The sequence below is a fragment of the Pseudomonas sp. JBR1 genome (genome assembly GCF_028198185.1).
Taxonomy (GTDB): domain Bacteria; phylum Pseudomonadota; class Gammaproteobacteria; order Pseudomonadales; family Pseudomonadaceae; genus Chryseomonas; species Chryseomonas oryzihabitans_E.
The window spans coordinates 1,850,289-1,862,887 of the sequence record NZ_CP116340.1 but is presented as its reverse complement, the minus strand read 5'-3'; the positions used below and the strand labels follow the sequence as shown (position 1 = coordinate 1,862,887).

At 63.8% G+C, this 12,599-nt stretch carries 16 protein-coding genes; all 16 read left to right on the top strand.

Going from position 1 to position 12,599, the window contains the following annotated elements; all coding sequences use genetic code 11:
* The first annotated feature begins 19 nt into the window (after positions 1-19).
* The 16 genes from PJ259_RS08655 to fliR all read left to right on the top strand — a co-directional run bounded on the left by PJ259_RS08655 (position 20) and on the right by fliR (position 12,592).
* Positions 20-322 carry a ComEA family DNA-binding protein gene (locus PJ259_RS08655; protein WP_271655472.1) on the top strand — a complete coding sequence of 101 codons (303 nt, stop codon included), beginning with the start codon at positions 20-22 and terminating at the stop codon, positions 320-322.
* A gap of 143 nt (positions 323-465) precedes the next feature.
* Positions 466-807: a flagellar hook-basal body complex protein FliE gene (gene fliE / locus PJ259_RS08650; protein ID WP_059315556.1), complete on the top strand. Its 342-nt coding sequence runs from the start codon at positions 466-468 to the stop codon at positions 805-807.
* 14 nt (positions 808-821) lie between these two features.
* Positions 822-2,630, top strand: coding sequence for a flagellar basal-body MS-ring/collar protein FliF (gene fliF, locus PJ259_RS08645; protein ID WP_271655471.1), 1,809 nt, complete (start codon positions 822-824; stop codon positions 2,628-2,630).
* On the top strand, positions 2,617-3,627 hold the full coding sequence (gene fliG, locus PJ259_RS08640; RefSeq protein WP_059315554.1) for a flagellar motor switch protein FliG: 1,011 nt from the start codon (positions 2,617-2,619) through the stop codon (positions 3,625-3,627). The genes fliF and fliG overlap by 14 nt, the downstream gene beginning before the upstream one ends.
* Positions 3,628-3,694: 67 nt before the next feature.
* Entirely contained in the window at positions 3,695-4,474 is a 780-nt protein-coding gene (fliH, locus tag PJ259_RS08635) for a flagellar assembly protein FliH (protein ID WP_271655470.1), read from the top strand.
* Positions 4,464-5,810 carry a flagellar protein export ATPase FliI gene (fliI, locus tag PJ259_RS08630; protein ID WP_059315552.1) on the top strand — a complete coding sequence of 449 codons (1,347 nt, stop codon included), beginning with the start codon at positions 4,464-4,466 and terminating at the stop codon, positions 5,808-5,810. The genes fliH and fliI overlap by 11 nt, the downstream gene beginning before the upstream one ends.
* A gap of 6 nt (positions 5,811-5,816) precedes the next feature.
* Positions 5,817-6,260 carry a flagellar export protein FliJ gene (gene fliJ / locus PJ259_RS08625; protein ID WP_059315551.1) on the top strand — a complete coding sequence of 148 codons (444 nt, stop codon included), beginning with the start codon at positions 5,817-5,819 and terminating at the stop codon, positions 6,258-6,260.
* 66 nt (positions 6,261-6,326) lie between these two features.
* A complete protein-coding gene (locus PJ259_RS08620; RefSeq protein ID WP_059315550.1) occupies positions 6,327-6,683 on the top strand; it encodes an Hpt domain-containing protein in 357 nt (118 codons plus the stop codon).
* Positions 6,684-6,760: 77 nt separating this feature from the next.
* A complete protein-coding gene (locus PJ259_RS08615) occupies positions 6,761-8,173 on the top strand; it encodes a flagellar hook-length control protein FliK (RefSeq protein ID WP_271655469.1) in 1,413 nt (470 codons plus the stop codon).
* A gap of 119 nt (positions 8,174-8,292) precedes the next feature.
* Entirely contained in the window at positions 8,293-8,814 is a 522-nt protein-coding gene (gene fliL / locus PJ259_RS08610) for a flagellar basal body-associated protein FliL (RefSeq protein WP_271655468.1), read from the top strand.
* 8 nt (positions 8,815-8,822) lie between these two features.
* Complete coding sequence (gene fliM, locus PJ259_RS08605) at positions 8,823-9,794, top strand: flagellar motor switch protein FliM (protein WP_007160377.1); 972 nt, start codon at positions 8,823-8,825, stop codon at positions 9,792-9,794.
* Between the two features lie 54 nt (positions 9,795-9,848).
* Positions 9,849-10,304: a flagellar motor switch protein FliN gene (gene fliN / locus PJ259_RS08600; protein WP_059315547.1), complete on the top strand. Its 456-nt coding sequence runs from the start codon at positions 9,849-9,851 to the stop codon at positions 10,302-10,304.
* 3 nt (positions 10,305-10,307) lie between these two features.
* Positions 10,308-10,721 carry a flagellar biosynthetic protein FliO gene (gene fliO / locus PJ259_RS08595; protein WP_271655467.1) on the top strand — a complete coding sequence of 138 codons (414 nt, stop codon included), beginning with the start codon at positions 10,308-10,310 and terminating at the stop codon, positions 10,719-10,721.
* Positions 10,718-11,515 carry a flagellar type III secretion system pore protein FliP gene (fliP, locus tag PJ259_RS08590; RefSeq protein WP_156428963.1) on the top strand — a complete coding sequence of 266 codons (798 nt, stop codon included), beginning with the start codon at positions 10,718-10,720 and terminating at the stop codon, positions 11,513-11,515. Before fliO ends, fliP begins: the two co-directional genes overlap by 4 nt.
* 27 nt (positions 11,516-11,542) lie before the next feature.
* Entirely contained in the window at positions 11,543-11,812 is a 270-nt protein-coding gene (fliQ, locus tag PJ259_RS08585) for a flagellar biosynthesis protein FliQ (RefSeq protein ID WP_027597972.1), read from the top strand.
* A gap of 3 nt (positions 11,813-11,815) precedes the next feature.
* On the top strand, positions 11,816-12,592 hold the full coding sequence (fliR, locus tag PJ259_RS08580) for a flagellar biosynthetic protein FliR (protein ID WP_059315545.1): 777 nt from the start codon (positions 11,816-11,818) through the stop codon (positions 12,590-12,592).
* The last annotated feature ends 7 nt before the right edge of the window (positions 12,593-12,599 follow it).

The following is a 12,599-nucleotide window of genomic DNA, read 5'->3' as shown; positions in this document are numbered from 1 at the left end:
GGAACACGGAGGTTCCTCTATGAGATTCATCTGGATAGTGACGTTGTTGGTCCTGCTCAGCCCCTGGGCCAGCGCCTGCGAAACCGACCGCGTCAGCGCCGCCAAAGTCATTTCTAGCCTTGAGCAGGCGCCGCTGAACATCAATGTCGCCGACGTCACCGCGCTGCAACGGCTGCGGGGAATCGGGGCCGTCAAGGCCCAGGCCATCGTCGAGCATCGCCAGACTCATGGCGCCTTTGCCTCGGTGGACGAGCTGCTCGAGGTCAAGGGTATCGGAAAGGCCCTGCTGCAACGCAATCGCACCTTGCTCACCGTCGACTGATTGTCGACAAACTTTAATCATCTCTCTGTGCCTATCTCCAAGCTATTGTTTTAGCTTGATTTTCAGGATCTGGCACAGGCATTGCTCTATCTCTGACACGAGTGGGTACGGCGTCAATTTCCCGTGCCAGAGGAGCAGAGCAAATGGTTCAAGGTGTCGAGTTCAATCGGTTGATGCTGGAAATGCGTTCCATGCAGACCGAGGCCATGGCCCGGCCGAAAGCCGTAGCAGCCCCTGCTGCTGGCGCCGAGCAGGTCCAAGGTCCGAGCTTCGCCGACATGCTCAGCAAGGCCGTGGGCTCCGTCAATGAAACCCAGCAGACTGCTGGCGAGATGGCCAAGGCCTTCGAGCTGGGGCAGGGTGGCGTCGACCTCACTCAAGTCATGATCGCTTCGCAGAAGGCCAGCATCTCCGTACAGGCCTTGACCCAGGTACGCAACAAGTTTGTCCAGGCGTACCAAGACATCATGCAAATGTCGATTTGAGGACGGGCTAGAAAATGGCTGACGCTCTTACCAACGCACCCGTCCCCACGACCAAGCCGGAGGCTGAAGACAAGCCGAAGAAGTCGCTGCTGGGCCTCAGCTTTCTCGACAACCTGTCAGATATGCCACTGCTGCGTCAGCTGGGTCTGCTGATCGGCCTGGCGGCCAGTGTCGCCCTGGGTTTCGCGGTGGTGCTCTGGACCCAGCAGCCCGACTATCGGCCGCTGTACACCAGCATGAGTGGTTTGGACGCGAATCAGGTCCTGCAGGCCCTCGGCGCAGCCGATATCGGCTACAAGGTCGATCCCAATTCCGGCGCTCTGCTGGTCAAGTCCGACGATCTCGGTCGTGCGCGCATGAAGATGGCCGCCGCCGGCATTACCCCCACCGACGGCAACGTAGGCTTCGAATTGCTGGACAAGGAGCAGCCGTTGGGCACCAGCCAGTTCATGGAGGCGGCGAACTATCGTCGTAGCCTGGAGGGCGAACTGGCCCGCACCATCTCCAGCCTCAACAACATCAAGGGTGCCCGGGTGCACCTGGCGATTCCGAAGAGTTCGGTGTTCGTCCGTGACGAGCGCAAGCCGAGCGCCTCGGTGTTGGTCGAGATGTATGCTGGCCGTACCCTGGATGCCGGTCAGGTCATGGCGATCATCAATCTGGTCGCCACCAGCGTGCCTGAGCTGGACAAGTCCCAGGTCACCATCGTCGATCAGAAAGGCCAGCTGCTATCCGATCAGCAGAACCTGTCCGAGCTGTCGATCGCTGGCAAGCAGCTGGACTATACCCGCAAGATGGAAGGCTCCCTGACCCAGCGCGTGCAGAACATCATGCAGCCGGTGCTCGGCAACGGCCGCTTCAAGGCCGAGGTGGCCGCCGACGTGGACTTCAACGCCGTGGAGTCGACGTCGGAGCAGTTCAACCCGGATCAACCTGCCCTACGTAGCGAGCAGCAGAACAGCGAGCAACGTCAGACTTCCGGCGGCGGCGCCCAGGGTGTGCCCGGTGCACTGTCCAACCAGCCGCCCGGTCCGTCCTCGACCCCCGAGAAGGCCGGTGCCCAGGGTGGCGGCGCGAACTACATCGCTCCGGGCCAGCCGCTGCGCGACGCCAACGACCAGTACATCTATGACAGCAAGACCAGCCTGCCGGCGACCCTGCCGTACCCGACCGACAAGCGTGAGCAGAATACCCGCAACTACGAGCTGGACCGCAGCATCAGCTACACCCGTCAGCAACAGGGCCGCCTGCGTCGACTTTCCGTCGCGGTGGTACTGGATGACCAGGTCAAGGTCGATGCGGCCGGCAAGGTCACTCACCAGCCCTGGACCACCGAAGACCTGGCTCGCTTTACCCGCCTGGTGCAGGATGCCGTGGGCTTCGACGCCAGCCGTGGCGACAGCGTGAGCGTGATCAACGCGCCCTTCGCGCCGGTGCAGCAGGAAGAGATCGAAAGCATTCCCTTCTACCAGCAGCCCTGGTTCTGGGGTGTGGTCAAGCAGGCGCTCGGTGTGCTGTTCATCCTGGTGCTAGTCTTTGGGGTGCTGCGTCCAGTGCTGAAGAATCTGTCCGGCGGCAACACCAAGGACGCCGCCGCTCTGGCCGCCGCCGGTGGCGCCGGTGCCCTGGGGGTCGGTGGTCTGGATGGCTTGGGGGATGATCTGGCCGACGACAAGGTGAGTCTGGCAGGTCCGGCGCCGCTGCTGCTGCCGAGCCCCAGCGAGGGCTATGATGCTCAGCTGACGGCCATCAAGCAGTTGGTCAACGATGATCCGGGCCGTGTCGCCCAGGTAGTGAAGGATTGGATCAATGGCGACGAATGACGCGCAACTTTCCAAGGTCGAGAAGGCCGCCATCTTCCTCCTGTCGCTGGGTGAGGCCGATGCCGCGCAGATCCTGCGTCACATGGGACCCAAGGAAGTACAGAAGGTCGGCACCGCCATGGCCCAGATGCGCAACGTCAACCGCGAGCAGGTCGAGCGGGTGCTGGGCGACTTCATCGAGGTGGTGGGTGACCAGACCAGCCTGGGCGTAGGCGCCGATGGCTACATCCGCAAGATGCTGACCCAGGCGCTGGGCGAGGACAAGGCCAGTGGCCTGATCGACCGTATCCTGCTGGGCGGCAACACCAGCGGGCTGGACAGCCTGAAGTGGATGGAGCCGCGGGCGGTGGCGGATGTCATCCGCTACGAGCACCCGCAGATCCAGGCGATCGTGGTGGCCTATCTGGATCCCGATCAGGCGGCCGAGGTGCTTGGGCACTTCGACCACAAGGTGCGCCTGGACATCGTCCTGCGTGTCTCCTCGCTCAACACCGTACAACCGGCGGCGCTCAAGGAACTGAACCTGATCCTGGAGAAGCAGTTCTCCGGCAGCGCGAGTACCACCCGTACCGCCCTGGGTGGTGTGAAGCGCGCCGCTGACATCATGAACTACCTGGACAGCTCGGTGGAAGGCCCGCTGATGGAGGCGATCCGCGACGCGGATCAGGATCTGTCGGGGCAGATCGAAGACCTGATGTTCGTCTTCGACAACCTGGCCGATGTCGACGACCGCGGTATCCAGGCCTTGCTGCGCGAGGTGTCGTCCGACGTCTTGGTGCTGGCGCTCAAGGGCGCCGACGAGGGCATCAAGGAGAAGTTCTTCCGCAACATGTCCAAGCGCGCGGCCGAACTGCTGCGCGACGACCTGGAAGCCAAGGGGCCGGTGCGGCTGTCCGAGGTGGAGGGGGCGCAGAAAGAGGTGCTCAGCGTCGCCCGGCGCATGGCCGATGCCGGGGAGATCGTCCTGGGTGGCAAGGGTGGCGAGGAAATGGTCTGACAGGTTGCAGGGGTTGGCCTGGGCTTTGCTAATGTCCTGTCAGTAGCGGTTTTCTGACGGACAGGTAATGAGCAAAGAATCGGCGAGCGAACTGATCAGGGCGCGGGACTTGGAAGTGTTCGATGTCTGGCGGTTGCCGGCCTTCGACAGCTTCGACGAGCCCGAGGAGATCCCTGTGCCCGCAGCACCCGAGCCGGAGCCTCAGCCTGAGACCCTGATTGAGGAGGTGCCGGTCGAAGAGGTCCAGCCGATCACCCTCGAAGAACTCGAGGCGATTCGTCAGGAGGCCTACAACGAGGGCTTCGTGACCGGCGAGCGCGATGGCTATCACGCCGGTCAACTCAAGGCCCGCCAGGAGGCCGAAGCAGCCTTGACCGCGCGGCTGGCCAGCCTGGAAACCCTGATGACTCATCTGCTCGATCCGATCGGCGATCAGGACCAGGCGCTGGAAGCCGGTATGGTACAGCTGATCCGCCACATCACCCGCGAGGTCATCCAGCGCGAACTGCAGATGGATTCCAGTCAGTTGGGGCAAGTGGTGCGCACGGCGCTGAAGCTGTTGCCCATGGGCGCCGAGAACATCCGCATCCAGGTCAGTCCCCAGGATTTCGAACTGATGAAGGCCCTGCGTGACCGGCATGAAGAGAGTTGGCGTATCCTCGAAGACGAGACGCTGATGCCTGGCGGGTGCCGGATCGAGACCGAGAGCAGTGTCATCGATGCCAGCATCGAGACTCGCCTGACCCAGGCACTGACGCAACTGGCCGAACAGCAACGCCACCAGGCGACCCAGCCCCAGGAAGCCGACCTGCACATCGACATCGAGGATGCCTCCCATGCGTCTTGAGCGCCTGAGTTTCGAACGCCGTCTTGGCGGTTACGATGAAGCCATCCGGGTCGAGCAGCAGCCGGTGATCGAAGGTCGCCTGCTGCGCATGGTCGGGTTGACGCTGGAGGCTGAAGGCCTGCGCGCGGCCGTTGGCAGCCGTTGCCGCCTGATCAATGGCGGTGGCTACCAGCCCGTGGAAGTCGAAGCCGAGGTGATGGGCTTCAATGGCAACAAGACCTTTCTCATGCCGGTGGGCAGCCTGGCCGGCATCGCTCCCGGCGCCCGGGTAGTGCCCGTGCCGGATACCGGCCGCCTGCCCATGGGCATGTCCATGCTCGGTCGCGTGCTGGATGGCCTGGGCAATGCCCTGGACGGCAAGGGCCGCATGCGCGCCGAAGACTGGGTGCCCATGGACGGCCCTACCATCAACCCGCTCAAGCGCGAACCCATCAGCGAGCCCCTGGACGTGGGTATCCGCAGCATCAACGGTTTGTTGACGGTGGGGCGAGGCCAGCGTCTGGGCCTGTTCGCCGGCACCGGGGTGGGCAAGAGCGTGCTGCTCGGCATGATGACCCGGCTGACCAAGGCCGAGATCATCGTGGTCGGGCTGATCGGCGAGCGGGGCCGCGAGGTGAAGGAATTCATCGAGCATATCCTTGGCGAGGAGGGCATCAAGCGAGCGGTGGTCGTGGCCTCGCCAGCGGACGATGCGCCCCTGCTGCGCCTGCGAGCGGCCATGTATTGCACCCGCATCGCCGAATACTTTCGCGACAAGGGCAAGAACGTCCTGCTGCTGATGGATTCCCTGACCCGTTATGCCCAGGCGCAACGGGAAATCGCCCTGGCCATCGGCGAGCCGCCCGCCACCAAGGGTTATCCGCCGTCGGTGTTCGCCAAGCTGCCGCGGCTGGTGGAGCGCGCCGGCAATGCAGAAAAGGGTGGGGGTTCGATCACGGCGTTTTATACTGTGCTCTCGGAGGGCGACGATCAGCAGGATCCCATCGCCGACTCGGCGCGGGGGGTGCTGGATGGTCACTTCGTGCTGTCGCGGCGCCTGGCCGAGGAAGGCCACTATCCGGCGATCGACATCGAGGCGTCCATCAGCCGGGTGATGCCCCAGGTAGTCAGTCCGGAGCATCTGCGCAACGCCCAGCGCGTCAAGCAGCTCTGGTCGCTCTACCAGCAGGCCAAGGACCTGCTCAGCGTTGGCGCCTATGTGCCTGGCGGGAATGCCGAAACCGATCTGGCGATCGCCCGTTACGCCCCGATGCAGCAGTTCCTGCGCCAGGGGTTGCGCGAAAGCGAGTCGCTGGAGCAAAGCGCCGCCAATCTCCAGGCTGTCTTGGGAGGCTGATAGATCATGAAAGGCAGAGCCGAACGTCTGGGCCCCGTGGTGGAGATGAGTGAGCGCGACGAGCGCGACGCCGCCCAGCGCCTGGGGCAGTGCCAGCAGCAACTGGCCCAGGCCGAGTTCAAGTTGGGCGAATTGCAGCGCTATCGCGAGGACTACCAGCAGCGGCTGGTGGCCAACGGCAGTCAGGGTGTCACCGGGCAATGGCTGATCGGCTATCAGCGTTTTCTCAGTCAGCTGGAAGAGGCGATCGGCCAGCAGGAGCGTAATGCTCAGTGGCACCGCGACGTGGTCGCCAAGGCGCGCGCGCAGTGGCAGGAGCGCTATGCCCGGCTCGAAGGCCTGCGCAAGCTGGTCGAGCGCTACAAGCAGGAGCAGCGCCTGGTCGAGGACAAGCGCGAGCAGAAGCAGATGGACGAATATGCGCAGCGGGCGCGTTCGACCTATCTATAGGTCCCGCAGACCTGCGGGGTGTTTGTTGCCTCGTCAGTACCAGTGCCCTTGTCAGTGAGAGTATCGATGTTTTCCACCCATCTTGATTCGGAAACGCTCGCCGCCCTGCGCGACTGCATGGAGGAGGAGTACGTCGACCTCATCGATACCTTTCTCGTGGACTGTGAAGAACGCATCGCGGAACTCAAGCGTAGCCTGATTGGTGGCGATGCCGAGCAGGTTCGCCAGCTGGCGCACAGCTTCAAGGGTAGCGCCGGCAACATGGGTGCCGCGCCTTTGGCGCAACTGTGCCGGGACGTGGAGGAGGGCGCCCGGCGCCGGGCCTCCACCGCCGAGCTGGCCATGGGCGTCTCCGCGATGGAGCGTGAGTTCGCCATCGTGCGCATCTTGTTCAAGGTCGAGCGGCAACGCTACACGACCTGAGTCTCGTCAAAGTGCTGGCGTTTGTGGCTGGCGCGCAACTTGCAAGTTTCTGGAAAACCCGTCGCTTGGAGCCTTCCATGGCCGTCGTGCCCGATTTTCTTCTCAACGCCGCAAGCTCTCCGGCCACGCCTGGCAGGACTGCGGTCAAGACCCCCTCTCCCCAGGATCGCTCTCCGACTCAGGAACGATTTGCCGACGTCTTTGCCCAGGAACAACCGCGGGAAGCGGTACGCAGCGAAAAGCCGCGGGACTCCAGCGATAGCAAGGCGTCCAGTCAGGCGCGTAGGAACGAACCCACGCGTGCCCGGGATGGCGATGACCGGGTGAAACGCGCTGGCGATGACGACCGCACGGCGGACGCCAAGCCCCAGGCCAACACCACTGCCAAGAGCGGTGAGCAGTCGGCAGCCGCGACCGACGACAGCGGCAAAACCTTGCCGGTGGCCCAGGGCGAAGAGACCAAGGCGCCGGTCGACGCGGTGCTGGATCCGCTGTTCATGTTCGGCATGACCGGTCAGCTCCCGCAACCGGTAGCCATGCCGGCGCCAACACCCCAGGTCCCGACCGGAACGGCGGCAGAGGCGGCTACCGCCGCTACCACTGCCACCACTCAGGCCTTGGATCCGGCGGCCTTGCTGGGCGGCGCCGTGGCCACCGCCATGCCGGCGACCGCTACGGGTGCAGGCACGGGTGCAGCGGCGACCCCAGCCAAAGCTGGTGAGCAGGTCTCGGACGATGGTCTGGCGCAAATGCTGGGCCAGGTGCCTCAGGCTCAGACAGATGCCAGCAAGGCAGCCACCACTGCCAACAACCTGGCGGCGACGCAGTTGCAGGGCATGATGCCGGACGCCAGCGCGGCGGTTCCGGCGGCCGATCAGGCGGCCAGTGCCGCCCTGGCCTCGACGCTGGATCAGGGGGGCGATCAGGACGCGGCGATGCCGACCAAGACCGACGCCTTCGCCGACAAGCTCACTGCCCTGTCGCAAGCCATGAGCACGCCGGCGCAAACCGCCCGTCCGGTTACCGCTACGGTGCCTGGTCAGCCGCTCAGCCCACAGGCCGGCAACTTCAGTGAGGCCGTGGTGGACAAGGTCATGTGGATGTCCAGCCAGAACCTCAAGACCGCCGACATCCAGATGGAACCGGCGCAATTGGGCAAACTGGAAGTACGGATCGACATGACCCAGGACCAGACCCAGGTCACCTTCGCCAGTCCCCACGCCGATGTGCGCGAGGCGCTGGAAAACGGCAGCCAGCGCTTGCGTGAGCTCTTCGCCCAGCAGGGCATGAACCTGGCCAATGTCAACGTCTCCGACCAGTCGTCGGGCCAGGCCTGGCAGCAGTCGCAGCAGGGCGCTCAGAACGAGGGATCACGCCGAGGTCGCGGTGGTGCCGCGAGCGGCGGCGAGGATGAAGCGGTGGCGAACGTCGCCGAAACCCGCGGCTCGGCGACGCTCGCGGCGCGCAGTCTGGTCGACTACTACGCGTGACAGGCCACCGGCTCCCAGGTGACAGCCTGGGCCGCACCTGCTATATCCCCTTCGTATCAATAGGTTAGCTGCGTCACTCGACAAGGGTGACGCGCAGCACAGGATTCGGTCGAGCACTTATGGCGAAGAAGCAGGCGCCCGCGGCAGAGGGTGCAGCCGCGGAAGGCAAGGGCAAAGGCAAGCTCAAGCTCATCATCATCATCGTCGTGGCCCTGCTGCTGGTCATCGGCGCCTCCGTGGGAGCGACCTGGTTCCTGCTGGGCAAGAAGAGCGCCGAGCCCGAGCACGCTGCGCCCGCTACTCCGGCGGCACCGGTGCACCTGGCTGCGGTCTATCAGCCGTTGGTGCCGGCGTTCGTGGTCAACTACAACGCCGATGGTCGGCAGCGTTACATGCAGGTCACGGTGACCCTGATGGGGCGCGACCAGGCGCAGATGGACGCGCTCAAGGCGCAGCTGCCCCAGGTGCGGAATCTGCTGGTCATGCAATTTTCCGGGCAGGACTTCAATAGCCTGCTCACGCCAGTGGGCAAGGAAATGTTGCGTCAGCAGGCCACCAGCAAGGTTCAGGAGCTGGCGAAGAAACTGACCGGCCAGACCACCATCGAACAGGTACTGTTCACCAATCTCGTCCTGCAATAGGTAACACCATGGCCGTGCAAGATCTGCTCTCCCAGGATGAAATCGATGCCCTGCTGCACGGGGTCGACGATGGCATCGTCGAGACCGAGACCGATGCCGAGCCGGGCACCATCAAGGGCTACGACCTTACCAGTCAGGATCGTATCGTCCGTGGGCGGATGCCGACCCTGGAGATGATCAACGAGCGTTTCGCCCGCTATACCCGGGTCAGCATGTTCAACCTTTTGCGGCGCTCGGCGGATGTGTCCGTGGGCGGGGTGCAGGTCACCAAGTTCGGCGAATACATCCACTCGCTGTATGTGCCCACCAGCCTCAACATGGTCAAGATGAAGCCATTGCGCGGAACCGCGCTGTTCATCCTCGACGCCCGGCTGGTGTTCAAGCTGGTAGACAACTTCTTTGGCGGTGACGGCCGTCACGCCAAGATCGAAGGTCGCGAATTCACCCCCACCGAATTGCGGGTGGTGCGCATGGTGCTCGACCAGTGCTTCATCGACCTCAAGGAAGCCTGGGGCGCCATGCTCGACTGCCAGTTCGAGTACATGAATTCCGAGGTCAACCCGGCGCTGGCCAACATCGTCAGCCCCAGCGAAGTGGTGGTGGTGAGCACCTTCAACATCGAACTGGATGGCGGTGGCGGTGAGCTGCACGTGACCATGCCTTATTCGATGATCGAGCCGATTCGCGAAATGCTCGACGCCGGTTTCCAGTCGGACGTGGACGACCAGGACGAACGCTGGGTCAAGGCCCTGCGCGAGGATCTGCTCGATGTCCGGGTTCCCCTGGAAGCGACGGTTGTCCGGCGGCAACTCAAACTCCGCGATATCCTCAACATGCAGCCTGGCGACGTGATTCCGGTGGAGATGCCGGAAGAGATGCTCATGAGAGCCAACGGCATGCCCACCTTCAAGGTCAAGATGGGCGCGCGCAAGGGCAATTTGGCCCTACAGATTCTCGAACCGGTCAGCCGCGGCCGCTGAGCGGCAATGTTTTCCCGTCCGGGCCGCGGCCCGGCGTAGCACGAGACCTAGACGATGGAAGAGAACCCCGAAGAACAAGCCCTGGCGGACGAATGGGCCGCGGCCCTGGCCGAAGCCGGCGATGCCAGTCAGGACGATATCGATGCCCTGATGGCCCAGGGTACCCAGGTAGAACCGCCCAAGCCGCCCAAGGCACCGGTCGAAGAATTCGGACAAAGCAGTGGAGGTCTGGCGGTGAGCGGTATGGAAGGTCCCAACCTGGATGTGATCCTGGACATCCCCGTGACCATCTCCATGGAGGTCGGCCACACCGACATCTCCATCCGCAACCTGCTGCAACTCAACCAGGGCTCGGTCATCGAGCTCGACCGTCTGGCTGGCGAGCCACTGGACGTGCTGGTGAATGGTACGCTGATCGCCCATGGTGAAGTGGTGGTGGTGAACGAGAAGTTCGGGATCCGCCTGACCGACGTCATCAGTCCCACGGAACGTATCAAGAAGCTGCGGTGATCCATGAAGAGTCTGCTCCTGCCGCTGGGTCTGCTTCCCCTGACCGCGCGTGCCGCCGAAGCCACCAGTCCCGGGCTGAACGTGGGGGCTCAGCTCGGCCAGTTGCTGTTGGGCCTGCTGCTGGTGATCGGCCTGATCCTCGGCCTGGCCTGGCTGGTGCGTCGCGTGCAGCAACAGGGCCCGCGCGGCCAGCAGGCGATCAAGGTGATCTCGACCCAGCACCTCGGACCGCGCGAGCGGCTGGTGCTGGTACAGGTCGGTCAGGAGCAGCTGCTGATCGGCGTCGCCGGAGGGCGCATCACGCCGTTGCACAGCCTGCGCGAACCGGTTCGCCTGGGCGAGACGGAGGCGCCGCCGCCAGAATTCGCCCAGCGCCTGCTGGAACTCATCAGCCGCGATCCCAAGGCGAAACCATGACCCCTTTGCGTCTACCGGCCGGCCTGGGGCGTACCCTGGGCTGGCTGCTGGGACTGGCCGTGCTGCTGTTCGCGCCCCTGGCGCTGGCACAGCAGGCCGGGCAGGCCAACCCGTTGTCGATACCCGCCATCACCTTGAGTACCAACGGTCAGGGGCAGCAGGAGTATTCGGTCAGCCTGCAGATCCTGCTGATCATGACGGCGCTGAGCTTCATCCCGGCGTTCGTCATGCTGATGACCAGCTTTACCCGCATCGTCATCGTCTTCGCCATCCTGCGCCAGGCGCTGGGGCTGCAGACCACGCCCTCCAACCAGGTGCTGGTGGGCATGGCGCTGTTTCTCTCGCTGTTCATCATGGCGCCGGTGTTCGACCGCATCAACACTACCGCCGTACAGCCTTACCTGAAGGAGCAGCTCAGCGCCCAGGATGCCATCGATCGGGCACAGGTGCCGATGAAGGACTTCATGCTGGGTCAGACCCGGCAATCGGACCTGGACCTGTTCATGCGCCTGTCCAAGCGCACCGACATCGCCAGCCCCGATCAGGCACCGCTGTCGATCCTGGTGCCGGCCTTCGTCACCTCCGAACTCAAGACCGCCTTCCAGATAGGCTTCATGATCTTCATTCCCTTCCTGGTCATCGACCTGGTGATCGCCAGCGTACTGATGGCCATGGGCATGATGATGCTGTCACCCATGATCATCTCGCTGCCGTTCAAGCTGATGCTGTTCGTGCTGGTGGATGGCTGGGCGCTGATCATGGGCACCCTGGCGAGCAGTTTCGGTACCGTCTAGCGGTGCCCCTTTGCGTGGAGAAGCGAAATGACCCCTGAAGTCGCCGTCGACCTGTTCCGCCAGGGCCTCTGGCTTACTGCGCTGCTGGTGGCCGTGCTCGTGGTACCCAGCCTCATCGTTGGCCTGATCGTGGCGGTGTTCCAGGCGGCGACCCAGATCAACGAACAGACCCTGAGCTTCCTGCCGCGCCTGATCGTCACCTTGTTGACGCTGATCGTGTTGGGACCCTGGATGGTCAGGCAGTTGATGGAGTTCATCCAGACCTCGGTCGCCAATATTCCGCGGCTGATCGGCTAGCCCATGCTCGCGCTCAGCGACGCCCAGATCGGCGGCTGGGTCGGCAGCTTTTTGTTTCCGCTGTTTCGCATCGCCGCGCTGCTCATGACCATGCCGATCATCGGTACTACCCTGGTCCCGGTGCGGGTGCGGATGTACCTGGCCCTGGCGTTGAGCCTGGTGCTGGTACCCACCTTGCCCCCGATGCCACAGGTGGATGCCATCAGCGTCCAGGCCTTGCCGCTGATCGTCGAGCAGATCCTCATCGGCGCGGTGATGGGCTTCAGCCTGCAGCTGTTCTTCCATGTCTTCGTGGTGGCCGGGCAGATCATCTCGACCCAGGCGGGTCTGAGCTTCGCGTCCATGATCGATCCGGTCAACGGCGCCTCGGCACCGGTCATGGGGCAGTTCTTCACCATGCTGGTGACGCTGCTGTTCCTGGCCATGAACGGTCATCTGGTGGTGTTCGAGATCCTTGCCGAGAGCTTCGTCACCCTGCCGGTAGGGGATACCCTGAGCGTCGAGCATTTCTGGCAGATCGCGGGCCGGCTGGGCTGGGTACTGGGTGCCGGCATCCTGTTGGTCCTGCCGGCCATCACCGCGCTGCTGGTGGTCAACATCGCCTTCGGCATCATGACCCGCGCCGCGCCGCAGCTGAACATCTTTTCCGTCGGCATGCCGCTGATCGTGGTGCTGGGCATGGTGATCGTCTGGCTCGGCACCGCCGATATCCTGTCCCACTACGAAAGTCTCGCCAGCGAGGCGCTGCAATGGCTGCGCGAACTCGCCCGCGAACGCTAGGAGGTAT